The sequence below is a fragment of the Pseudoalteromonas sp. D15MCD-2 genome, assembly GCF_038562745.1.
Classification (GTDB): domain Bacteria; phylum Pseudomonadota; class Gammaproteobacteria; order Enterobacterales; family Alteromonadaceae; genus Pseudoalteromonas.
The window spans coordinates 820,774-844,086 of sequence record NZ_JBCFQE010000001.1; the positions used below are offsets into that span (position 1 = coordinate 820,774).

The 23,313-nt window shown below is 42.1% G+C and carries 18 protein-coding genes and 1 tRNA gene; 13 read left to right on the forward strand and 6 right to left on the reverse strand.

Annotated features, from left to right (window positions below; all coding sequences use genetic code 11):
• The first annotated feature begins 74 nt into the window (after positions 1-74).
• The 3 genes from AADY36_RS03730 to AADY36_RS03740 all read left to right on the forward strand — a co-directional run bounded on the left by AADY36_RS03730 (position 75) and on the right by AADY36_RS03740 (position 3,124).
• Positions 75-776 carry a DUF3581 domain-containing protein gene (locus AADY36_RS03730; protein ID WP_175082939.1) on the forward strand — a complete coding sequence of 234 codons (702 nt, stop codon included), beginning with the start codon at positions 75-77 and terminating at the stop codon, positions 774-776.
• 95 nt (positions 777-871) lie between these two features.
• Positions 872-2,107 (forward strand): DEAD/DEAH box helicase, encoded by a 1,236-nt coding sequence (locus AADY36_RS03735; RefSeq protein ID WP_342408510.1) that lies wholly within the window; start codon positions 872-874, stop codon positions 2,105-2,107.
• A 48-nt stretch (positions 2,108-2,155) separates the two neighbouring features.
• The gene (locus AADY36_RS03740; RefSeq protein WP_342408511.1) at positions 2,156-3,124 is read left to right on the forward strand and encodes a sensor domain-containing diguanylate cyclase; all 969 of its coding nucleotides are present in this window, start codon (positions 2,156-2,158) and stop codon (positions 3,122-3,124) included.
• Here AADY36_RS03740 and AADY36_RS03745 read toward each other — a convergent pair.
• The gene (locus AADY36_RS03745) at positions 3,121-4,077 is read right to left on the reverse strand and encodes a methylenetetrahydrofolate reductase (RefSeq protein ID WP_055020983.1); all 957 of its coding nucleotides are present in this window, start codon (positions 4,075-4,077) and stop codon (positions 3,121-3,123) included. The genes AADY36_RS03740 and AADY36_RS03745 overlap by 4 nt on opposite strands.
• A 247-nt stretch (positions 4,078-4,324) precedes the next feature.
• On the opposite strand from AADY36_RS03745, the gene AADY36_RS03750 reads away from it, so the two are divergent.
• Complete coding sequence (locus tag AADY36_RS03750) at positions 4,325-7,210, forward strand: M16 family metallopeptidase (RefSeq protein ID WP_342408512.1); 2,886 nt, start codon at positions 4,325-4,327, stop codon at positions 7,208-7,210.
• A 35-nt stretch (positions 7,211-7,245) separates the two neighbouring features.
• Here the strand turns inward: AADY36_RS03750 and AADY36_RS03755 are convergent, their stop codons facing one another.
• The 3 genes from AADY36_RS03755 to AADY36_RS03765 all read right to left on the reverse strand — a co-directional run bounded on the left by AADY36_RS03755 (position 7,246) and on the right by AADY36_RS03765 (position 9,243).
• Positions 7,246-8,187, reverse strand: a complete 942-nt coding sequence (locus AADY36_RS03755; RefSeq protein ID WP_055020981.1) for a sensor domain-containing diguanylate cyclase — start codon at positions 8,185-8,187, stop codon at positions 7,246-7,248.
• 330 nt (positions 8,188-8,517) lie between these two features.
• Positions 8,518-8,835: a helix-turn-helix transcriptional regulator gene (locus AADY36_RS03760; RefSeq protein WP_055020980.1), complete on the reverse strand. Its 318-nt coding sequence runs from the start codon at positions 8,833-8,835 to the stop codon at positions 8,518-8,520.
• 3 nt (positions 8,836-8,838) lie between these two features.
• Positions 8,839-9,243 carry a hypothetical protein gene (locus AADY36_RS03765; protein ID WP_055020979.1) on the reverse strand — a complete coding sequence of 135 codons (405 nt, stop codon included), beginning with the start codon at positions 9,241-9,243 and terminating at the stop codon, positions 8,839-8,841.
• Positions 9,244-9,581: 338 nt separating this feature from the next.
• On the opposite strand from AADY36_RS03765, the gene cysE reads away from it, so the two are divergent.
• A complete protein-coding gene (gene cysE / locus AADY36_RS03770) occupies positions 9,582-10,406 on the forward strand; it encodes a serine O-acetyltransferase (protein ID WP_054560835.1) in 825 nt (274 codons plus the stop codon).
• 86 nt (positions 10,407-10,492) lie between these two features.
• Positions 10,493-11,083, forward strand: a complete 591-nt coding sequence (locus AADY36_RS03775) for a hypothetical protein (RefSeq protein WP_055020978.1) — start codon at positions 10,493-10,495, stop codon at positions 11,081-11,083.
• 2 nt (positions 11,084-11,085) lie between these two features.
• Here AADY36_RS03775 and xseA read toward each other — a convergent pair whose 3' ends face one another.
• Positions 11,086-12,420 carry an exodeoxyribonuclease VII large subunit gene (xseA, locus tag AADY36_RS03780; RefSeq protein WP_342408513.1) on the reverse strand — a complete coding sequence of 445 codons (1,335 nt, stop codon included), beginning with the start codon at positions 12,418-12,420 and terminating at the stop codon, positions 11,086-11,088.
• A 134-nt stretch (positions 12,421-12,554) separates the two neighbouring features.
• Here xseA and guaB point away from each other — a divergent pair, with 134 nt between their 5' ends.
• The 5 genes from guaB (at position 12,555) to rimI (ending at position 16,729) form a co-directional block, all read left to right on the forward strand.
• Positions 12,555-14,024, forward strand: coding sequence for an IMP dehydrogenase (gene guaB / locus AADY36_RS03785; protein WP_054560832.1), 1,470 nt, complete (start codon positions 12,555-12,557; stop codon positions 14,022-14,024).
• Between the two features lie 100 nt (positions 14,025-14,124).
• Complete coding sequence (guaA, locus tag AADY36_RS03790) at positions 14,125-15,702, forward strand: glutamine-hydrolyzing GMP synthase (RefSeq protein WP_054551226.1); 1,578 nt, start codon at positions 14,125-14,127, stop codon at positions 15,700-15,702.
• Between the two features lie 146 nt (positions 15,703-15,848).
• Positions 15,849-15,925: transfer RNA gene (locus tag AADY36_RS03795), tRNA-Trp, on the forward strand.
• Positions 15,926-15,993: 68 nt separating this feature from the next.
• Positions 15,994-16,296, forward strand: coding sequence for a hypothetical protein (locus tag AADY36_RS03800; protein WP_055020976.1), 303 nt, complete (start codon positions 15,994-15,996; stop codon positions 16,294-16,296).
• Positions 16,283-16,729, forward strand: a complete 447-nt coding sequence (gene rimI, locus AADY36_RS03805) for a ribosomal protein S18-alanine N-acetyltransferase (RefSeq protein WP_054551230.1) — start codon at positions 16,283-16,285, stop codon at positions 16,727-16,729. Before AADY36_RS03800 ends, rimI begins: the two co-directional genes overlap by 14 nt.
• On the opposite strand, the gene AADY36_RS03810 is transcribed toward rimI, so the two are convergent.
• Positions 16,726-19,380, reverse strand: coding sequence for a hybrid sensor histidine kinase/response regulator (locus tag AADY36_RS03810; RefSeq protein ID WP_055020975.1), 2,655 nt, complete (start codon positions 19,378-19,380; stop codon positions 16,726-16,728). The two genes, rimI and AADY36_RS03810, sit on opposite strands and share 4 nt — an antisense overlap.
• 251 nt (positions 19,381-19,631) lie before the next feature.
• On the opposite strand from AADY36_RS03810, the gene prfC reads away from it, so the two are divergent.
• Together prfC and argS are read left to right on the forward strand one after the other, a co-directional pair.
• Complete coding sequence (gene prfC / locus AADY36_RS03815; RefSeq protein ID WP_054560830.1) at positions 19,632-21,215, forward strand: peptide chain release factor 3; 1,584 nt, start codon at positions 19,632-19,634, stop codon at positions 21,213-21,215.
• A gap of 61 nt (positions 21,216-21,276) precedes the next feature.
• A complete protein-coding gene (gene argS / locus AADY36_RS03820; protein WP_054560829.1) occupies positions 21,277-23,019 on the forward strand; it encodes an arginine--tRNA ligase in 1,743 nt (580 codons plus the stop codon).
• Positions 23,020-23,313 lie beyond the last annotated feature (294 nt).

A 23,313-nucleotide genomic window follows, 5' to 3' on the forward strand; every position in this document is an offset into this window, starting at 1 on the left:
AACAGATTCGACCTCTATTTTCATTTTATCTGGTAGTATAGTCAGGTTATAAGTAGTTTAAGCAGTGAACAATTATGTTAAGTCCTTATTATCAGCAACATGCTGATTACGTTTCTATCTCACGTGAGCAAGGCTGTCGTTTTGCCAAGTTAGTGGCTGATGATTTCAATCCGTTACACGATAAAGATGCCAAAAAGTTTTGTGTGCCGGGCGATTTACTTTTTTCGCTGGTTTTAAACCGCTATGGCATCAGTGAAAAAATGGAATTCACGTTTGCAGGCATGGTTGATGAAAATTCAAAGCTGACTTTCCCTGAAGGGGCTGATGAGTTTGCGATCACCGATGGCGAAAAAGTCATGCTAAAAGTGAAACGAGAAGGGGCTGTTAGCCAATGTCCTGAGTTAACAAATAGCTTAATCAAAAACTATGTTGAGTTCTCTGGCACGACCTTCCCGCACGTGATTATTCCATTGATGGGGAAGCAGGATGTGATGATCAATCCAGCGCGTCCAATGGTGATTTACGAATCAATGCTGATTAACCTTGACCGTCTTGATATCAGCGCACCTGAATTACAATTTGCTGAGCCTGATTTTGAGTTTACTGGCAAACGCGGCAAAATCACGCTTCGCTTCAACCTATTAGAAAATGGCGAAAAAGTAGGGGCGGGTGAAAAACACATGCTTGTGTCTGGCATTCGTGACTATTGCCAAGCAACGGTTGATGACCTAATTAGTTTTTATAATCAACGTAAAGAATCACTTAAACCAGCGTAATCTTTACAATTGCTACAAAGGGCGCTGATTGCGCCTTTTTTGTTGCTGATGTTCCGCGTACAATAGCGCTTTTATAGCCAAATGTACTTCAGACTATGTCAGTAGCGAACTTTTCAGAGTTAAATCTTGCCCCTGCATTGCTAACAGCCCTGCAAGCAGAGAATTATCACACACCTACAGCAATTCAAGCGCAAACAATCCCACTTATTTTAGCGGGTGCTGATGTAATGGGCAGTGCACAGACGGGAACGGGCAAAACCGCCGCGTTTGTTTTGCCACTACTGCACAATTTGCTATCTGCTGAAGTACTCCCTGATGCCGTTAAAGTCCTAATTTTAACACCTACCCGGGAGCTCGCTCAGCAAGTATTTGCAAGTGTAGAGCGTTATGCTGCGCATACTGAAATAAAAGCAGCACTGGCTTATGGCGGTGCTAGTATTGGCCCACAAACTAAAGCCATAAAAGGGGCGCAGGTTGTAGTGGCAACACCTGGGCGTTTACTTGATCATGTGATCAAAGGCAGTATTAAGCTTTCAAGTATCAATGCGCTGGTATTTGATGAAGCTGATCGCATGCTTGATATGGGCTTTATTGACGAAATTAAACGTATCTTGCGCCATGTGCCGAAAGAGCGCCAAACCTTACTTTTTTCAGCCACATTTGACGACAGCATCTTTAAACTCAGTAAGCAGTTATTAAATGATCCTAAATTAGTTGAAGTGAATAAACGCAACTCAGCAGCGGTTGAAGTTGAGCAGCTAGTTTATGCGGTTGATGAAGACCGTAAGCGCGAGCTGGTATCTCACATGATTGGCATGAAAAATTGGCAGCAAGTACTGATATTCACTCGTACTAAACAAACCGCCGATGTGCTTGCTAAAGAAATGTGTAAAGACGGCTTAAAAACCGAATCTATTCATGGCGATAAAAGCCAAGGTGCGCGTGATAAAGCACTGCAAAATTTTAAATCAGGTGCGACAAGAGTACTGGTTGCGACAGATGTTGCTGCGCGTGGTCTTGATATTGCCTCACTCAAGTATGTGATTAACTATGAGTTGCCTTATGTGGCTGAGGACTACGTACACCGTATTGGTCGAACAGGACGTGCTGGCGAGAAAGGGATGGCGATGTCGCTGGTTAGCATCGATGAGCAGTGGCTATTGGACGAAATAGATATCTTACTCGACACAAGACTCACGCCGCAGTGGTTACCAGGGTATGAGCCTGATTTAACCAAAGAGCCAAAGCAAGTTCGTAAAAATACTAATAAGGCACGCCGCTCTCGTGATAAAAAACGTATTTTAGGGCAAAAAAGTAGGAGACGTTCCTAAATCTGGCATATATTTATACTATCCTCCGGCTAAAGTTGAGAGTTTAGTATGTTAGAAGAGAATAAATGGACGTTCCGCCGCGCTGATAAACAGTTCTCCTTAGAAAAGTGGCAGAAAACAATTGATCTCATGACCGAGTTGTTTTCTGCTCCCGCAGGTTTTATCGTTCATAAAACAGATGATGTTTATCGTATTATCGTCTCCAGTGAGCAACAAGAAAACCCCTATGATGCCGGGGCTGAATTAAGCGCCGACGATAATATCTTCTGCAAAAAAGTACTGCGTGACATGGCACCGCTTTATGTGGATCACGCCAGCCAAGACAGTCAATGGGATGACAGCCCTCTGGTAAAAGATGGTTTTGAGTCTTATCTTGGGGTGCCAATTAGCTGGCCAAGTGGCGAGCCCTTTGGCACCTTTTGTGTTATGGATTTTAAACAAACCCATTATCAACAGAGCTTTTTAGAACTAATCGAGCAGCTTCGCGATATGGTCGAAGATGACCTTGCACTGTTAGACAACTTTACGCAAATGCGTGAAATTGCCATGCTTGATTCATTGACCAATATTTATAATCGCCGTGCAATAGATTTGCTTTGCCAACATAAATTAAATATATCGAAACGACTTGGTTTTGATATTAGTTGTCTATTTATCGATATAAATAGCTTTAAGCCACTCAATGATACGTATGGCCATGAAGTGGGCGATCTCGCGCTGATTTGTTTAGCTGACACCATGAAAGAATGCCTACGTGAAACCGATATTATTGGCCGTCTAGGGGGCGATGAGTTTATTGCGTTATTGCAAGTTCAGCCCGGTGATTGCATAGACAGCATCGCTGATAAGCTCAACACCACCTATCAATCTAATTTAGAGAAGCGGGGCATTCCTGTTACGAGCTTAAGTATTGGTTCAGGGGTAATAGCTCAGCCAAAAGAAAACTATGCTGAGCTATTAAAACGAGCAGATGAAGATATGTATGAGAAAAAGCAAGCTTCTAAGGCAGCACGCTAAGCTATTTGCTTCTCAGCTAGATTTAACTCCATAGTTGCTTTAAGTAAACGGTAAAGGTTAATTGACGCATCAATTTCTTCTTTACGATTGGTTAAGCTCTCAATATTTAAACCTAGCGGTACATCTAAATGTGCGCAGCTTTGTAAAATTAAGTCGAGATTCTCACGGCAAATTCGCACTGATTCACTCAATGTATTTGCCGAATCTAACATGCGGTATTTAGTCGCTTCTGGTACAGAAATACCTAACCATTCCATAAATTCTAAGGTTTTTTCACCACCACAAGGGGTAAACGTCAGAATAATGCGTTTTGGTGCTGTGCCTTGTGCTTTACAGCTACGCGCATAGCTGGTGATTAAATCAATCGTTGCTTGGGCATTGTAAACGGCTTGTGAGATGAAAAACTTACAACCTTGCGCTGTTTTTTCAACTAAACGCTCATGTTCATTACGTTTGCTGGCATGGCGCTCGGCAATAGTAACACCACCTAAAAATACATCACTGTTCTGTTTTGCCAGCGTTTTATATGCATCAGGTAGGCTTAATTTGATGTCGCCATGAGATGATGGGCTACCCACCAACACTAAGTTTTTTAGTTCAAAGTCGTTACGTGTTTCGTTTAACCATTCGGTAAATTCAGCTTCTCCACGCTGGGCAACACTTTTATAAGTGATCACATCAAGTTGTGACAAGCTACGTAGTAACTGACTGTATTCACGAGGATCTACCGTTTCTTTAAACGGAAAAGGACGCGGCTTTGCAATACGGCTACTCTCATCTTGAATGTCGTAGATGATTACACCGTCGTATTCAATTTCGTGTAAACGACCGAGCAGCTTCTGAGCAATGGTCTCAAGCTGTGCTTTATCAGTACCAGACTTTGGTGGTGTGGTACCAATTAGGTAGACACCTTGATTGGTGTCTTCAATTTTCTCTTGTAATGATAAAGCCATAATCCTCATTCCAGCTCGTGCTAATGTCTATGACAAATAATATAGCAGCCATTTAGACGTCTAGATAGATTTTTTTCTTGAAAGTTTTTCAATGACTATGAATTTTACTCAAGTTTAAAGCTGAGCGTTTCGCAAAATTGACACACCTGTTTACATAAATTATTGCTCTGACCCTCATATTTTCTGGCGCTTTGATGCATAATCAAGCAGCAATGATTATGAGAAAAATAACTAACAAGGGAACATTATGAAATTTAGATTATTAGCAACCAGTGTTGCTGTAACACTTGCTTTAAGTGGCTGCGCAAGTAACTCACAGTCAACGATGGTTAAAGAAGTCGAAATTGAGCAGCAAGTAAGCCAAGATGATAACCGTGTATTTAGCCAAGATTACCTATTAGAAGAGCTTGAGAATGGCCTTCGCGTGATGGTAGTTAAAACAGATTACCCAGATGTTGTGTCACTGCAAATTCCAGTATCGGTTGGTTCACGTAATGAGGTTGAAGCAGGTAAAACCGGTTTTGCACACTTCTTTGAGCATATGATGTTTAAAGGCTCTGAAAAATTCCCACAAGATGTGTATTCAGATATTTTAAAAAACTCGGGTGTTGATAATCGCGCGTATACGACCAACGATTACACTAACTATCACTTAAACTTCTCAAAAGAGCACTTAGATAAAGTGCTCGAAATTGAAGCTGATATTTTCCAAAACCTGACTTACAGCGAAGAGCAGTTCCGCACCGAAGCGCTGACTGTAAAAGGTGAGTATTTAAAGAATAATGCTAGCCCAATTCGTAAGTTACTTTCTGCGGTTCGTAACGAAGCATTCAAAAAGCATACCTATAAGCACACCACCATGGGCTTTTTCGAAGACATTGAAGCTATGCCTGATCAAATGGCCTATGGTAAAGAGTTTTTCGCTAAATTTTATAAGCCTGAGTATGTATCTTTAGTCATTGTTGGTGATGTTGATCCACAAGAGACCATGGCAATGGTGAAAAAGCATTGGGGTAATTGGAAAAAAGGTGATTACCAAGCAGATATTCCTGTTGAACCAAAGCAACAAGCCGCAAAATATGTACATGAAAAAAATGATGGTTTACCAGGCCACTGGTTGCTTGTGTCTTATAAAGGCACTGAATGGGATCCAACTCAAAAAGACCGTGCTGCTCTTGATTTGATCTCACAGCTGTATTTCTCTAACAACTCGGCACTTTATCAAGAGCTTGTTGTTGATAAACAAATTGCCAGCCAAATGTTTACCTATAACCCAGATACTAAAGATCCGGGTTTATTACATGTGTTTGTAAAAGTCGAAAACGAAGCGGACCTGGCTAAAGCCCGTGATGCGATTAACCGTACCTATGCACAAGCGCGTACTGAATTAGTAGATGCGCAAAAGTTAGCGGATTTAAAATCAAACCTAAAGTATAGCTTTATAAATGGTCTTGATTCATCGCAGTCAATAGCTTCAACACTTGCAAGCTACATGCACTTTGAGCGTGATCCTGAAGTGATTAACCAACTTTATGCCACAGCTGACAGCATCACTCCGGATGATATCAAAGCGGTAGCAAACAAATATTTTGTTGATCCGAGCCGTACCACGGTGACAATGTCGGCGCTTGATAAAGTGGCTGGTTTTGAGCAAGAAGTTGATTTAAATGCCTTGGTTGCCAGTATCGAGCAAGCCCCAACAGAGCGTCACTTTAAAGTACTTGATAAAACCAATAGCTCACCACTGGTTGATGTTAACTGGTTATTTAATACCGGCGCAGCGGCTGATCCACATGGTAAAAAAGGCTTAGCAGCACTCACTGCAGCGATGCTAGCGCAAGGTGGCTCAGAAACTATGAGCTACAAAGATATTCAAAAAGCGTTATACCCACTAGCGGGAAGCTTTGGCTATCAAATCGATAAAGAGATGATTTCACTACGCGGCCGTGTACATAAAGACAATGCCGCGCAGTGGTATGCACTTGTTAGCGACCAGTTGTTAAATCCTGGCTTTAGAGAAGATGATTTCAAGCGTCTGAAAAAAGAGCTTATTGATAGCATTAAAGCAGGCCTGAAAGCGTCAAATGACGAAGAGCTAGGTAAAGAAGTGCTTTATCATCAGCTTTATAAAGGCCACCCGTATGAAAGCTATAACTATGGTGATTTATCAGACCTTGAAGCACTGACACTTGACGATGTAAAAGCGTTTTATGCTAACCAGTTTACTCAATCTAAGTTAACAGTAGGTCTAATTGGTGCGATTCCGAGTGATGTTAAATCGACGATGATGAAAGATTTAACATCGCTTCCACAAGGTAAAGAAAGCCGCTTAACGATCCCTGATGCGCCAGAACTTAAAGGTCATCATGCAACGATTGTTGAAAAATCAGCGCAATCTACCGCTGTGTCATTTGGTTTCCCAATCGATACAATTCGTAGTAGCGATGACTGGACAGCGCTTTGGTTAGTGCGTTCTTACTTTGGCGAACACCGCAGCTCAAACAGCTTCTTGTATCAGCGCATTCGTCAAACCCGTGGTATGAACTATGGTGATTATGCATACATTGAGTACTTCCCGCGCGGTATGTTCCAAACGAAACCTGATGCTAACTTAGGTCGTTCAGAGCAAATTTTCCAAGTGTGGTTACGTCCGCTTCGTTCTAATAACGATGCGCATTTTGCAACGCGTACGGCATTATTTGAGCTTGATAAGCTAATTAAAAATGGCATCAGCAAAGAAGATTTTGAAGCGACTCGTAACTTCTTAATTAACTTTGTGCCACAAATGGTTGCAAGCCAAGATCGCCAGTTAGGCTATGCACTTGATAGTGAGTTCTATAACACTGAGAGCTTTGTTGACTATGTGCGCGGCAAGCTTGAAAAGCTAACCCTTGATGATGTTAACCGTGTTATTCGCGATAACCTGCAAACAGAGAATATTCACTATGTGTTTATTACTGGTGACGGCAAAGACATGCAAAAGCGCCTTGCTTCAGAGCAAACATCACCAATGGTGTATAACGCTGAAAAACCAGCAGAACTTGTTGCTGAAGATAAAGTGATTGCAGACTATAAGCTTGCAATACCAGCGAAAAACATTTCAGTACTTGATGTCGAAAAAGTATTTCAGTAATAACTGAATAAACAGGCTCTAATCAATGCCCCTAATCAGGGGCATTTTTCTATGTTTAATGGCTCGATGTTATCAGCAACCACAAGCTGATTTCGGCCAGCTTCTTTTGCTTGATAAAGCGTGTTATCAGCCATTTCAATGAGTAACATGGCATCATCAATGCTACTAGGGCAGATAGTTGCTAAACCAATACTAACCGTCAAGGGATGACCGGCAAGCTCTGGTAATTGAAGCGTATTTAGCGCTGCCATAAAACGCGTCACGAGTTTTTGTGCTTGATGGCTTTGCGTGTTACCAAGTACCAGTACAAATTCTTCACCGCCGTATCTAGCGCACAAGTCACCAGGTCTGCGAGTATAATCTGGTAATAGTTTTGCCACTTCTTTCAAGCAAATATCACCCACCAGATGACCAAAGTTGTCATTAAGAGACTTAAAGTTATCAAGATCGATCATGGCTAACGACAAGGGGTGCTTTAAACGTGCACAGCGACTCCATTCCTGTTTATAAAAATCATCAAAATGACGTCGGTTAGCTATTTGTGTGAGGCCATCGATACGGGCGAGTTCTTGTACTTGCTGCTCGGCGATTTTACGTTCGGTAATATTCAAGTGGCTGATCACAACATAACCTGCTGTGCCAAGTTTTAAAGGCACTGCGCGCATCATAAACCAGCGGTTTTCGGTATCACTGTGGCAAGGGTACTCGAGGTAAAACTCGGAGAGTTGTTGCTTAATAACTTGGTTTATTCCGGTGTAGGCTTTTGCACCAAATTCATCGCCATTGGTAGCAGCTGATTTGCAAATAGCAAGGTAGTTTTGATCTTCCCATTGAGTGTTACACTGGCAATTATTCTCATCGCCAAATGTCTGCCAACTACGATTTACAAACTTGATATCACCCGAGTCATTAATCACCACAATATGCTCAGAGATCGTATCGAGTATTGATTTTAGAAACTCTTTTGATTCAACCACATTAGTTCCTAGCCATTGTCACTTTTTTAAGATTAGCAATAAATGCTGGGTTTTCACCGTGGTTTACATAAAAAACAATTAATAAGGTATTGTCTTTTACTTATAGCTTGGCTATTTGAAAGTAGATATCTACAGATATCTGTAGGTGCTGATATGAAAAAACTGCCAGCACCTAGCTCAACGCTCAGTTCTGACAGTTATATTTTATTTATATGCTTAGAAATGCTAAAGCATTGCGCCAATTTTAACTGCTAGTGCAAATAGCATGGTTGCTATTACAAAGCCGATAAGTGTAGCGTAGCCGCGTTGTTCTTTGGTCATCTATCACTCCTAAAAAATAACAAATACCGTTGCCATACCAAGCGCAAAACTTACAAACGAAGAAGCCGCTACGATTGCAGCGAGATTTTGCTTACTCACTGCATGTGTTGTGCTTTGTTCTGGTGTTTCGTCATCGAGCTTAATAAGCTCACCTTGGCGCACTTCAAAAACTGCGCATAGGCTCATAGTGGTTTCTTTTGATGCCGCACCTTCTTTTTCAACTCGTTGAATAGTACGTAGGCTTACATCACAGGCATCGGCTAGTTGCTGCTGCGTCCAATCGAATTTAAGCCTGAGTGCTTTTATTGTATTGGGATTCAGTTGCATTACTTACTTCCCAAGAAATGGTTCAATAAAAGTAACGACAGCATAACCCGATATTGCCCCACCAATAAAACAACCTAAGGTAACCAAAGCTACTTGTTTTGGATTATCAGTAAGTGAGGTTTGTGTGCTCTGTTTAACTAATTTGTCAGCTTTATAAAACGAACATTCAAGCTTGCCTGTCAGTATATTTTGCATCTCAAATTTGACTGCATAAGCATTACCTTGGTAGTTAAAGTCATGATGGCTTTTAAAGCCGAAGCTGCGTTTTTCACTTACCAATTCGTCGTTTACATATACTTTTTCTTTACCGCTCATGATATGACCAAAGCATGCGATTTGGTTGTCACCATCTTGAAAGTAAAATTTATAACCTAGCTTGTGTGAGTTTAGTACGTCGTTTTTCATCATCGTTTCCTTGTTAAGTTGATGATGTAAATTTAATGATTATTTTTGTTTTTTACGCCGTCAGCGATATGCCAGTTCCTATTTTGGCATATGACAGGCAAGATGTCATATCTGTTTTGTCATTGAAAAGTAAGCACTTTAATTAAGTTTCTCGGCTAGAGTTAGAATTTGCTACTGTCATATGCGATTGGCAAAAAAGCACAGCAAAAAGAGTAAAAATAGGTATTGTTACTCTGGTTATTAGATATAACCAGAACAAATAAACAACGGGTTAGTACATCTTGCTACAAATCCGTTAAACTTAAGGCTTAGCAGTTAGGTACAACCAGAAAGGCAATATTATGCGTCATGAAATTTGGCAAAAGCTTCGAGATGAAGCAAACGAAGTCGTTTCCCGTGAACCGCTTTTAGCAAGTCACGTTTATTCGTGCGTGTTAAATCATGAATGCTTAGGTTCGGCGCTGAGCTTTATTGTGGCAAATAAACTTGCAGATGCGGTGGTATCAGCATTTACTATCCGTGAATTATTCGACCAAGCCTTTGTTAAATGTGATCTAATGCTGACGCATGTGGCTCATGACATAAAAGCAGTTAAAGATCGCGACCCTGCGGCCGATAGTTACTTAACTGTTATTTTGAACCTTAAAGGCTTCCATGCAATACAAGCACACCGACTCGCAAATTGTTTATGGCAACAAAACCGAAAAGAGCTTGCTCGCTTCATTCAAAGCAGAACCTCAGAAGTATTTGGCGTTGACATCCATCCTGCTTGTAAAGTTGGTCATGGTATTATGTTTGACCATGCAACTGGGATTGTAATTGGTGAAACAGCAGTTATTGAAGATAACGTATCGATTCTACAATCTGTAACCTTAGGTGGTACGGGTAATGAGCAAGGTGACCGCCATCCAAAAATTCGCGCCGGTGTTTTGATTGGCGCAGGTGCAAAAGTACTAGGTAATATCGAAGTAGGAGAGGGGGCGCGTATTGGTGCAAACTCTGTCGTGTTAAGTGCAGTTCCAGCACATACAACTGTGGTTGGGGTACCTGCTAAAGTGGTCGGCAAACCGAGCTGTCCCTGTCCAGCAGAGAGCATGAACCAAAACTTTTTAGATGATGGTACGACTACCGCTAGTAATGCCTCCCACACCAGTGCTATGTTGTAGTTTTACACTTTAAAAGAGCAATGGAATTGTCTAAGTTATCCTTCGGATTAGCAGTTACAGCGTCATTTATTTGTGGCGCTGTCGCTATGTCACTTTTTCAATCAGACCCACAACAACAGCCACACACTTATCAGCAAGAATTTGTTGAAGAACAAATAGTTCAAGCACCAGAGCAGCAAGCCACTGCTATAGCGCCTGTTATTAATAAACAAGTCGCTGAAGTTAATTCAGATAGTTCAGTAGCTGATAGCAAAAGCGAGCTTGAGCAACAAATAGTAGAGTTAAAGTTACAAGTCGAAAATCAACAAGCTGTGATTGCTAGTTACCGTTCAAGTGCGATACCTCCACAGCAAATCGACTCACACCTGGATGAACTTTATACCTTGTTAGAAGAGCAATCTCGGGATGAGGCTTGGGCCTACCAAGTTGAAACAGCCATGAGTGATTTTTTAATCATGGCCGATTTACCAGTGCAACCACAGCTCAGTGTCTCTACATGCAAAAGCTCTGTGTGTCAGTTTAAGCTATTGCAACCAGAGGATGTTGATGATTTGCCAAGTCATTATTGGCGTAACATGACCGATAAGATGATGGAACAAAGCTGGTGGAAGCAATTTAAATTTACCTCCACCACCTCAAGTGACGATAGTCTAACAATCATCGCAAGCACGCAGTAATTTTATACAACTTTTGATTGTAGCTGCCCATCTGCAAGCTCGGTGGTTATAAGCTCACCAGAACTTACATCGTTAACCGATTTCACTACACTACCGTGCTGGTTTTTAGTAATACTATAACCACGTGCTAACACACTGAGTGGGCTCACAGAATCTAAACGGCTCGCTTGTAAAGAAAGCTGGTTTCGAGAACTTGAAAGTTGTTGCTGCATCGCTTGTGTGAGGCGGGCATGCAATTGCGCCAGTTGATGCTCGCTTTTCGCTAGCTGCTTTTCAGGAGAACGTTGCATTAAGCATGGTGTTAGGTTAGCAAGTACTCGCTCATATCGCTGGATTTTGCCACTCATTGCGCTGTGTAAGGCCAAACTAAGTTCATCTAGTTTTTGCGCTTGTTGATTGAGTTGATTACGGGGATGGCATAGCTGCAAGCGATGCTCAAATTGAGTGGCAGTACTGCGTTTTACAGCTAAAGCGTGTTTAAAGGCATGATTTAAGTGCCTAACTAACTGCGTAACTTTGTTATGTAGCTCTTCGGTATTTGGACTAACTAGCTCTGCGGCTGCAGAAGGTGTTGCGGCGCGAATATCGGCAACATAATCACTAATTGTGGTATCGACCTCGTGACCAACGGCGCTAACAATAGGTAAGCGACTTTCAAAAATAGCGCGAGCTAATTGCTCATGGTTAAAACACCACAAATCTTCGAGTGAACCACCACCACGACCTAATATAAGCACATCTACTTCGTTGCGCTGATTGGCGATGTTTATTTTTTCTATTAATTGGCTGTGGGCATCTGCACCTTGCACCATAGCTGGGTAAATCACGACTTCAAGCTGCGGAGCACGGCGTTTAAGTACCGTTAGAATATCGCGTATAGCCGCACCTGTGGCTGAGGTGATTACCCCAACGCGATTAATATTGGTTGGTAATGGTTTTTTATGGGCTGAGCTAAATAGACCTTCGGCAGCTAAGCGCATTTTTAGCGCATCGAATTCTTGCTTTAATAAGCCTTCACCTGCAGGGGCCATATGCTCAACAATCAGCTGATAATCACCACGAGGTTCATATAAAGATACGCGGGCACGCACAGTTACTTGTGCACCATTGCTCGGGCGAAAAGTTTGGCCGCGATTATTGCCGCGCCACATTGCCGCTTTTACCTGTGCTCGGTCGTCTTTTAACGTAAAGTACCAGTGTCCAGATGCAGGGGCTATAAAGTTAGAAATTTCACCATTTAAGATAAGCGATGAAAAGCCTTGTTCAAGAACATGGCGAATTTCCTTATTTAGGCGCGAGACCGTGTAAACAGGCTGTGTTGATTGCGTAAAAGCCATTAAAAACCCCAGTAAAAAATTCTCTGTGTACTTTAACACAAATAAATGAATAATTTTATTTACTCGTGCTCACAACGCTGATAAAATTTGGCCGCAATTCCTTATACTCAGATCCACATGTGAGAAGTTGCACTATGCTAAGAATCGCTAAAGAAGCTCTTACCTTTGACGACGTACTTTTAGTACCAGGTCATTCTACTGTTTTGCCACACACGGCAAATATTTCAACTCGCTTAACGCGTGGTATCAATCTTAACTTGCCGCTAGTTTCAGCATCTATGGATACTGTAACAGAAGCACGCTTAGCGATTGCTTTAGCGCAAGAGGGCGGTTTAGGTTTCATCCACAAAAACATGACAATTGAAGAGCAAGCTAAAAACGTTCGTAAAGTTAAAACTTACGAAGCGGGCATTGTTTCTTTCCCTGTTACTGTGACTGCGGATCTTACAATTGCTGATGCTATCGCGCTTTCAGAAGACAAAGGTTTTTCAGGTTTCCCTGTAACCGACGCTGACAATAACCTTGTTGGTATTGTGACAAGCCGTGATATGCGTTTTGAAACGAAACTTGAGCAACCTGTTTCTACAGTAATGACGAAAAAAGAATCGTTAGTGACTGTTAAAGAAGGTGCAGACCGTGATGAAATCTTAGGTCTAATGCACGAGCACCGTATCGAAAAAATTCTCGTAGTTGATGATGCATTTAAACTTAAAGGCATGATCACTGTAAAAGATTATCAAAAAGCACAAGACAAGCCGCATGCATGTAAAGACGATCAAGGTCGTCTACGTGTAGGTGCAGCTGTTGGTGTTGGCGCGGGTACTGATGAGCGTATCGCAGCACTTGTTGAAGCAGGTGTTGACGTATTACTTATCGATACATCACATGGCCACTCACAAGGTGTTATCGACCGTGTTGCACAAACACGTCAAGCATACCCAGATCTACAAATCGTAGCAGGTAACGTTGCAACAGCTGAAGGCGCGATTGCCCTTGCTGATGCGGGTGTTGATGCTGTTAAAGTTGGTATCGGCCCTGGTTCTATCTGTACTACTCGTATCGTAACAGGTTGTGGTGTTCCACAAATTACTGCTATTTCTGACGCAGTTGAAGGCTTAAAAGGCCGTGATATTCCTGTTATTGCTGACGGTGGTATCCGTTTCTCTGGTGACATCGTAAAAGCACTTGTTGCTGGTGCATCATGTGTAATGGTGGGTTCAATGTTAGCCGGTACTGAAGAAGCACCGGGTGAAGTTGAGCTATATCAAGGTCGTTACTACAAATCATACCGTGGTATGGGTAGCCTTGGTGCTATGGACCAAAAAGAAGGTTCATCAGACCGTTACTTCCAAAAATCGAACGAAGCAGACAAGCTTGTTCCTGAAGGTATCGAAGGCCGTGTTGCTTATAAAGGTCCTATCGCGACAATCATTCATCAACAAGTGGGTGGTCTACGCAGTGCAATGGGCTTAACAGGCTGTGCAACAATTGAAGAGTTAAATACTAAACCTCAATTTGTTCGCGTAACTTCAGCTGGTATGGGTGAGTCACACGTTCACGACGTGCAAATCACTAAAGAAGCGCCAAACTACCGCCTAGGTTAATTACCTTAAGGTATTGAAATTACATGGGCTAGCATTTGCTAGCCCTAATTTATTGATCATCTCCCTTTGGGAGAGCAGTTCCTGACTAACGAGATACTCCATGAGCAAAGACATTCACGATTCACGAATTCTCATTTTAGATTTTGGTTCGCAATACACACAGTTAATCGCACGTCGTATACGTGAGATTGGTGTTTACTGTGAGCTATGGGCATGGGATGTAACTGAAGAGCAAATCCGCGAATTTAATCCACAAGGTATTATTTTGTCGGGTGGCCCTGAGTCTACAACACTTGAAAACAGCCCACGTGCTCCTGAGTATGTATTTAACGCAGGCGTTCCAGTACTTGGTATCTGTTACGGCATGCAAACAATGGCAACGCAACTAGGTGGTAGCGTACACAGCTCTGATAAGAAAGAGTTTGGTTATGCGCAAGTTGAAAAAGTAGGTAACTGTGCGTTATTCGATGCTATCGAAGACCACATTACTGATGGCGGTGCAGGCGTACTAGACGTTTGGATGAGCCACGGCGATAAAGTGATGGAAGTACCTGAGACTTTCAAAACAACTGCTAAAACTTCAACATGTCCACATGCTGCAATGTCTTGGGAAGAAAAACGTTTTTACGGCGTACAGTTCCACCCAGAAGTAACTCATACTCACCAAGGTTTACGTTTACTTGAGCGCTTCGCGATTGATATCTGTGGCTGTGAAAAACTATGGACACCAGCTAAAATCATCGACGATGCTATTGAGCGTATTAAGGAAACTGTAGGTGATGACGAAGTTATCTTAGGTTTATCAGGTGGTGTTGATTCATCTGTTGTTGCCATGCTTATTCACCGTGCAATCGGCGACAAGCTAACGTGTGTATTCGTTGATAACGGTCTTCTTCGTTTAAACGAAGGTCAGCAAGTTATGGACATGTTCGGTAACAAGTTTGGCCTAAACATTGTTAAAGTAGATGCTGAAGATCAATTCTTAGCAGACTTAGCAGGTAAGTCAGACCCAGAAGATAAGCGTAAAGCGATTGGTCATACCTTCATTAAAGTATTTGACGAGCAAGCTAAAAAGCTGAAAAGTGCTAAATGGTTAGGTCAAGGTACTATCTACCCAGACGTAATCGAATCTGCTGCATCTGCAACAGGTAAAGCACACGTAATTAAGTCTCACCACAACGTAGGTGGTTTACCAGACGACATGGAAATGGGTCTTGTTGAGCCGTTACGTGAGCTATTCAAAGATGAAGTACGTAAAATTGGTCTTGAGCTTGGTCTACCATACGACATGCTTTACCGTCACCCATTCCCGGGTCCTGGTTTAGGTGTTCGTGTACTTGGTGAAATCAAGAAAGAGTACTGTGACTTACTACGTCGCGCAGATGCTATCTTCATTGAAGAGCTACACAAAGCAGAGCTTTATCACAAAGTAAGTCAAGCCTTCACTGTATTCTTACCAGTTAAATCGGTCGGTGTAATGGGTGATGCGCGTAAATACGACTGGGTTGTATCGCTACGTTGTGTAGAAACAATCGACTTTATGACAGCACGTTGGTCACATTTACCTTATGAGTTCTTAGGTGTGGTTTCTAACCGTATCATCAACGAAATCGATGGTATCTCACGTGTTGTTTACGATATTTCAGGTAAGCCACCGGCAACAATCGAGTGGGAATAATTTTATTATTCTGACCTGAATTGGTACAAAAACGGCGAATTAGCTTGCTAATTCGCCGTTTTGTTTATTTAAGAAGCAGTTAAACTAAAAACTGTGTTTTTTTACTTTACCTTTGAAAAAAGCTCTATATAATTCGTCGTCATTGCAGGGGCGTAGTTCCAATTGGTAGAACAGCGGTCTCCAAAACCGACGGTTGGGAGTTCGAATCTCTCCGCCCCTGCCATTTCTTCCTTCTTTACTTTAATCGCAAATCTCCCTATATTACTTGCTCTTAATCATGATTGAGTTGTTATGAATCCAAGTTACGCTGCGATATTCTCTGTACAATCTTTAGAGTTGAATCAACACTATCGAACTGCGCCTGATGCTTCTGGCGAACAGATACCAAACACTCAACAAGAAACATTGACGCTTCCGTTACAGTTTCACCAAGACCTCGAAAAAGCATTTGCGCCGTTAGTTATTACTCAAATCGTTAAAACAGCAAATATTAGCTGGCAAGAGGGTTGCTTAGGCTTACCAAGCGATAAGCTGAATGGCGAACAGAAAAAACAACTTTGGTCTTTAATCGGTGAACAACTTGATAAGCTTTAAACCTGTAGATGCAACCTATATTAGCCAGTTAATGGCTATCGAAAACGCCTGCCATAGTCACCCGTGGACAGAGAAAACTATGCTGTCGTGTTTAGCTGGGCGTTATTTTAACCTAGCTGCTTTTCAAGGTGATGAGATGCTAGGTTTTTATATTGGTGAACAAGCGGGCCCAGATTACACTTTAATGGATATTTGTGTTGCGCCGAAGTACCAAGGGCAGGGCATTGCTAAGCAGTTGTTAAATGCATTTATTGAGCACGGCGAGCAGCACCAAGCTGAAAACCTATTCTTAGAAGTGCGTGAGTCGAACGCTCCTGCTATTGGCCTGTATGAAAGCGCTGGCTTTTCACATATGTCGGTGCGCAAGAACTACTACCCAACCGCGACAGGCAACGAAGACGCTATTTTAATGGGGATGAGCTTTAGCCTTTAAGATGCTTCTTCAAGGGCATTGATAAGCGCATCGTAGCATTGCTCCACCTGTTCAGTTTGATTACTGCGTAGCGCATTTTCAAGCTGACCAGCTGTCTTATGAATGGCTTCAAAACTAAAACATCCCGCACTGCCTTTTAAGCTGTGTGCTAATGAACGTAGCGCTTCCCACTCTTTAGCGCGATACAACTGCACGACCTGGCTTAAGTAATCAGGTAATTTTGAGCGATAGTTGTCGTTAATTTGTTGGAACTTTTCACTTTTTAGTAAGTTTTCCCACTTGTTTTGACTGTCTTTTTCAATGTGTAAGTAGCTTACAAGCACTTGCTCTAGAGCATCTTTGTCGATTGGTTTGGCGAGTGCTTCATCACAGCCCGCTTCAATGTAGGTGTCAACATCGGTTTTCATTACATTGGCTGTAAGCGCAATGATAGGGCCATCATAGGCTGCGTGACGTAGCATTTGCGTTGCTTCTAAGCCACCCATGACTGGCATCTGCATATCCATGATGATGAGCTGATAATCATTAACTAATGCCATTTCTACTGCTTCTGCACCGTTTTTCGCGATGTCTGGCTCAAGCCCCCAAGTTTGTAACAGCAGTTTTATTAGCAACTGGTTATCTGGGTTATCTTCGGCCACCAGTATATTGGCATCAAAACTGTTTGCTGCAAATGAAAGCTGAACGTCTTTACTTGGCGATAGTTGCTCATAGCTATGAATAAAGGCCTCGTACTTAAGCTGTTCGGCATTTAAGTGAGCAGCAACTTGTACGGTAAAACAACTGCCGTTTCCAGGTTCACTAATAAGCTGTACATCACCACCCAATAACTGGGCTAAGTTCTTCGATATACACAAGCCAAGACCCGTACCACCAAAGCGGCGAGTTGTCGTCGCATCGGCTTGTTCAAACGGTTTAAATACCCGTTCGACTTCGCGCTCAGACATACCGATACCGGTATCTTGAATAGCAAATTGTAAATGCTGTTTTTCGCTGTTGTAGCTAATATCAATCGAGATGCTGCCTTTCTCAGTGAACTTAACCGCATTGCTGGCAATATTGATCAAGATTTGTTTTAAACGTGTGGTATCGCTATTAATTGTTTTGGGTATTGGTAGCTTGTAGTTGATATTAAACGCCAGTTGCTTCTCATTAGCCAGTGGTCGAATAATCGAATCAATATCATGAATAAGCTGCACTACATTACAAGGCCCGCGTTCAACGGCGAGTTTTTCAGCTTCAATTTTTGATAAATCAAGAATGTTATTGATGAGCTCAAGCAAGTGCTTAGAGTTACGTAAAATGGTGCTTAAATGCTGCTCATCATTCACCGCATCTTTGTTGTGCAGAAGTTGCTCTGTAAAGCCCATAATTGCGGTAAGTGGAGTACGAATTTCATGACTCATATTCGCTAAAAAGCGGCTTTTCAGTTGGTTTGCTTGTTCAGCTTGCGCAATTGCCACTTCTAGTTTGCTATTCATTGCTTCGAGGGCTTTAGTACGGCTTTCTACTTTTTCTTCTAGGTGATGCTTATATTCTTCAAGCTCGTCTTGGTAATGACGAATTTGGTTCACCATATGATTGAAGTCATTAAAAAGCACACCTACTTCATCATTTGTATGGGCGGGCAAATACACCGATAAATCACCATCACCAACTCGATGACTTGCAGCCCCTAATAGTTCGACTGGGGTGAGTAGTAAGTTGCGCACCACAATGTAGATCAAAATAGGCAGTGAAATCACCGAAATAATAACAATTAATGCAGTAATTAAACTGATGGCTTTACCTGATTGATACAACAAATCTTTGGGAGTGGTTGAAATAAAATAATCACCGTCGGTCATTTGTACCGCGTAGATGATGCGCTCTTCTTTATCGATACTCGACAGCTCAATACTGGCTAGTTTGCCGTAATCGGCCAAACTCTTTATTTGTTCAAGCTCGTATTCACTTAAGTAGCTGCCACGTAAGTCATAGTCTGAGCTAAACAAAATTTGCCCTTTAGTAGTCAAAAACAAATTTAGGGTGTTATTAAAAGGCGCTTCTAAAATACTGGCATTTAATATCGATGGTTCAACATGGACAACAATGAACCCAAGTTGCTGCGGCTGTTTTAAGTAGTAATCGATATTATAAATGGGGTGCACAAAGTACAGGCTAGTCGAGCCATCTTCTTTGGAGATCATAAATTGCTGTTGGCGCAAATTTGATTGCAGTACTTGATCAAAAAACGGGTAACTTTTCGGCGCAGGAGTTAATTGGCTTGAATAAAATGCATCGCTTTTACCATCTGGGGCAACATAGTTAATACTTACAATGTCAGGGTAAGCTTCTGAATAACTTGCAAATACATTCATTAATTCGCCAAGGCGTTCAATGTATTGATTTTTTGATTCAGGTTCGCGGGCTAAAAAGTCTGCTAATACAGGGGAGGTCGAAAGCAAGCGGGTAATCGAGTGAAATGAGTCAATGTAATTGAAGATTTTTTGCTGCTGTTGCTCAACAAAGCGACTGACAATCAGCTCAGCTTGTTTTTTTGTTGAATTGGTCACATTGGTTAACGTAAAGCCACCTAAAAACAACAAAGGTAAGATCACTAATGGTGTGATATACCATAATAATCGAATACTGAGCTTACTGGTTTTCATGACCTAAATTGATATCCCTCCGTGCAATTTATCAATAGTATGCGTTACAACTTGATTACACAAGCTTAGCAAAAAAGTGAACAACGAAAATCCGCAACGAAAGGTGAATAATTACTTACAATCGCTGCTTTTTTGGCTAAGACAAACAAGGTATAATACTTGGCAATTCTATTTTATTTTTACAGTGCGCACCGAGCTTTATAATTTATAAGGCAGTTAAGTGCGCTTTGTTATGACTAAAAGCAGCTTACATGTCTAATTTAACTACCGAAATTAATAAACGACGCACCTTTGCGATCATCTCGCACCCGGATGCGGGTAAAACCACTATTACAGAAAAAGTTCTGTTATTCGGACAAGCGATTCAAAAAGCGGGTACCGTAAAGGGTCGTGGCTCAAACCAGCACGCAAAATCAGACTGGATGGAAATGGAAAAAGAACGTGGTATCTCGGTAACTACGTCTGTTATGCAATTTCCTTACAATGAGCGTCTAGTTAACTTACTTGATACTCCAGGACACGAAGACTTCTCTGAAGATACTTATCGTACACTGACTGCGGTTGACTCATGCCTAATGGTAATCGACGCAGCGAAAGGTGTTGAGGATCGTACTCGTAAATTAATGGAAGTAACACGTTTACGTACCACACCTATCGTAACTTTTATGAATAAGTGTGACCGTGATATTCGTGATCCAATGGAGTTATTAGACGAAGTTGAAACTGAGCTAAACATTGCCTGTGCGCCGGTAACTTGGCCAATTGGTTGTGGTAAAGAGTTTAAAGGTGTTTACCACATTCACCGTGAAGAAACGATTTTGTACAGCACAGGTCAAGGCCACACAATTCAAGAAGTGCGCGTTATTAAAGGTTTAGATAACCCTGAGCTTGATACTGCGATTGGTAGCGAACTTGCTGAGCAGCTTCGTGAAGAGCTAGAGCTGGTAATTGGTGCATCACACGAATTTGATTTAGATCAGTTCTTAGCTGGCGAATTATCACCAGTCTACTTTGGTACAGCACTTGGTAACTTTGGTGTTGACCATGTTCTTGATGGCTTAACTGAGTGGGCTCCTGCGCCATTACCACGTGAAACAGAAGACCGCCAAGTTGCGGCAACTGAAGATAACTTCTCTGGTTTCGTATTTAAAATCCAAGCGAACATGGACCCTAAACACCGTGACCGTATCGCCTTTATGCGTATTGTATCTGGCAAATATAGCCAAGGTATGAAGATGAACCATGTTCGTATTGGTAAGCAAGTCAGTATTTCTGATGCGGTAACCTTCATGGCCGGTGACCGTGAGCGAGCGCAAGATGCTTACGCAGGTGACATCATTGGTTTACACAACCACGGTACAATTCAAATTGGTGATACCTTCACGCAAGGTGAAAAAATGAAGTTTGGTGGTATTCCTAACTTCGCGCCAGAATTATTCCGTCGTATTCGCTTAAAAGATCCATTAAAACAAAAGCAATTGTTAAAAGGCTTAGTTCAGTTATCTGAAGAAGGTGCTGTGCAAGTATTTAGACCGCTTATCAATAACGACCTAATCGTTGGTGCGGTCGGTGTACTACAGTTTGATGTGGTTGTTGCGCGCTTAAAAGCAGAATACAACGTTGATGCGATTTACGAAGGTGTGAGTGTTAACACTGCACGTTGGGTAAGCTCAGACGATACCAAAAAGCTTGAAGAGTTTAAGCGTAAGTGCGAAAGCAACTTAGCGCTTGATGGTGGCGATAACCTTACTTATATCGCCCCAAGCCGTGTAAACCTAAACTTGTCGATGGAACGCTATCCAGATATCAAGTTTAACCACACGCGCGAAAACTAATACGCTAAGTCTGCTTCAAATTTAAGTGCCCGTACAGCGGGCCATAAAGGTAAAAATTACAATGAATATTCGTACTCTTTTAATCGACAAAGCAATTGCTGCTATGGTTGCAGCAGGGTTACCTGAAGACACTAACCCAGCGGTAACACAAAGTACACGTCCACAGTTTGGTGATTACCAAATCAATGGCGCAATGGGCGCGGCTAAAAAATTAAAATCAAACCCGCGTGAACTTGCACAAAAAATTATCGATAACCTAGACCTTGCTGATATCGCAGAAAAAACTGAAATCGCGGGCCCAGGTTTTATCAATATTCACCTAAAGCCTGAGTTTTTATCAGCTAGCTTAAAAGCAGCAAACGAAGACGAAAAGCTAGCAGTTGCGCCACATGCAACAGCACAAAAAGTAGTTGTTGATTACTCATCACCTAACCTTGCTAAAGAAATGCACGTAGGCCACTTACGTTCAACCATCATTGGTGATGCAGTTGTTCGTGCCCTTGAGTTCCGTGGTGATGAAGTTGTTCGTCAAAACCATATGGGTGACTGGGGTACTCAGTTTGGTATGTTAATCGCGCACTTAGAAGATCAAATCAACCAAGGTGTAGACTTAGAGTCTGTAGCGCTGGCCGATCTTGAAACCTTCTACCGTGATGCGAAAAAACGCTTTGATGATGAAGAAGGGTTTGCCGACAAAGCCCGTAATTACGTTGTTAAATTACAAGGCGGCGACGCACACTGTGAAAAACTTTGGAAGTTATTCATTGCCACTTCTGTAAAGCATTCTGAAGAAGTTTATAAGCGTCTAAACGTCACACTTACGCAAGATGATATCATGGCTGAAAGTGCATACAACAGCGAACTTGCAAACATCATCGCACTTTTAAAAGACAAAGATATTGCTGTTGAGTCTGATGGCGCACAAGTGGTGTTCTTAGATGAACTAGCTAACAAAGACGGTGAGCCTTCAGTGTTTATCGTACAGAAATCAGGTGGTGGTTTCTTATATGCGACAACCGACTTAGCGGCCTGTGATTACCGTTCTAATAAACTGGGTGCTGATCGCATCTTAATCTTTGTAGATGCACGTCAAAGCTTACACTTCAATCAAGTTGAGCTAACAGCTCGTAAAGCAGGTTTATTACGTGATGAAACAAGTTATGAGTTCTGCCCATTCGGCACCATGATGGGTGAAGACGGTAAGCCATTCAAAACACGTACTGGCGGTACCGTTAAGCTTGCTGATTTACTTGAAGAGTCTATCACTCGTGCCGCAGCTAAGCTTGCTGAGCGTGAGTCAGATTTAAGCGACGAAGAGCGTAGCGAAATTGCCCGTAAAGTAGGTATTGGCGCAGTAAAATATGCGGATCTCTCTAAGCACCGTACTAGCGACTATATCTTCAACTGGGACACTATGCTAAGCTTTGAAGGTGCGACAGCGCCTTACTTACAATATGCATACACACGTGTTCGCAGTATTTTCCGTAAATCAGGTATCGATGCTGCGTCATTAACAGCAGATATTGCAATCAACGAGCCACAAGAAAAAGCGCTGGCACTTAAACTTCTACAATTAGAAGAAGTACTCGATCTAATGATCAGCGAAGCGACACCGCACGTATTATGTGGATACCTATACGAACTAGCAAGCCTATACATGACGTTCTATGAAGCATGCCCAGTTCTAAAAGAAGGCGTAGAGCCAAGTGTTCGTGACAGCCGTTTAGTACTGTGTAATTTGGTTGCTAAGACGTTGAAGTCAGGATTGGATCTTTTAGGTATCGAAGTCATGGAGCAAATGTAATCTGCTTCGTGTAGTTCGCTTTGAAAGCACTCCTAGACTTGCTGATGATGTGCTTCGTAGGTTGGGTAGAGCGCAGCGAAACCCAACATAAATCGAAGGCCCTAGACTCTAGGCGCTAGGGGAGTAGCTTGTAGAACCTAGAACCTAGAACCTAGAACCTAGAACCTAGAACCTAGAACCTAGAACCTAGCTTCGTAGGTTGGGTAGAGCGTAGCGAAACCCAACAAAATTGACAGCTCAATAACCTTGATTAATCTTTAGCTGATAGCTGATAGCTGATAGCTGATAGCTGAT

What these genes read in the sequence shown, in the direction of transcription:
- cysE (WP_054560835.1), top strand. Translation starts at nt 9,582, where the DNA reads ATGCGTCATGAAATTTGGCAAAAGCTTCGAGATGAAGCAAACGAAGTC.
- AADY36_RS03810 (WP_055020975.1), bottom strand. Translation starts at nt 19,380, where the DNA reads ATGAAAACCAGTAAGCTCAGTATTCGATTATTATGGTATATCACACCA.
- guaB (WP_054560832.1), top strand. Translation starts at nt 12,555, where the DNA reads ATGCTAAGAATCGCTAAAGAAGCTCTTACCTTTGACGACGTACTTTTA.
- AADY36_RS03760 (WP_055020980.1), bottom strand. Translation starts at nt 8,835, where the DNA reads ATGCAACTGAATCCCAATACAATAAAAGCACTCAGGCTTAAATTCGAT.
- argS (WP_054560829.1), top strand. Translation starts at nt 21,277, where the DNA reads ATGAATATTCGTACTCTTTTAATCGACAAAGCAATTGCTGCTATGGTT.
- AADY36_RS03730 (WP_175082939.1), top strand. Translation starts at nt 75, where the DNA reads ATGTTAAGTCCTTATTATCAGCAACATGCTGATTACGTTTCTATCTCA.
- guaA (WP_054551226.1), top strand. Translation starts at nt 14,125, where the DNA reads ATGAGCAAAGACATTCACGATTCACGAATTCTCATTTTAGATTTTGGT.
- AADY36_RS03775 (WP_055020978.1), top strand. Translation starts at nt 10,493, where the DNA reads ATGTCACTTTTTCAATCAGACCCACAACAACAGCCACACACTTATCAG.
- AADY36_RS03750 (WP_342408512.1), top strand. Translation starts at nt 4,325, where the DNA reads ATGAAATTTAGATTATTAGCAACCAGTGTTGCTGTAACACTTGCTTTA.
- xseA (WP_342408513.1), bottom strand. Translation starts at nt 12,420, where the DNA reads ATGGCTTTTACGCAATCAACACAGCCTGTTTACACGGTCTCGCGCCTA.
- AADY36_RS03740 (WP_342408511.1), top strand. Translation starts at nt 2,156, where the DNA reads ATGTTAGAAGAGAATAAATGGACGTTCCGCCGCGCTGATAAACAGTTC.
- AADY36_RS03745 (WP_055020983.1), bottom strand. Translation starts at nt 4,077, where the DNA reads ATGGCTTTATCATTACAAGAGAAAATTGAAGACACCAATCAAGGTGTC.
- AADY36_RS03800 (WP_055020976.1), top strand. Translation starts at nt 15,994, where the DNA reads ATGAATCCAAGTTACGCTGCGATATTCTCTGTACAATCTTTAGAGTTG.
- AADY36_RS03735 (WP_342408510.1), top strand. Translation starts at nt 872, where the DNA reads ATGTCAGTAGCGAACTTTTCAGAGTTAAATCTTGCCCCTGCATTGCTA.
- AADY36_RS03765 (WP_055020979.1), bottom strand. Translation starts at nt 9,243, where the DNA reads ATGATGAAAAACGACGTACTAAACTCACACAAGCTAGGTTATAAATTT.
- prfC (WP_054560830.1), top strand. Translation starts at nt 19,632, where the DNA reads ATGTCTAATTTAACTACCGAAATTAATAAACGACGCACCTTTGCGATC.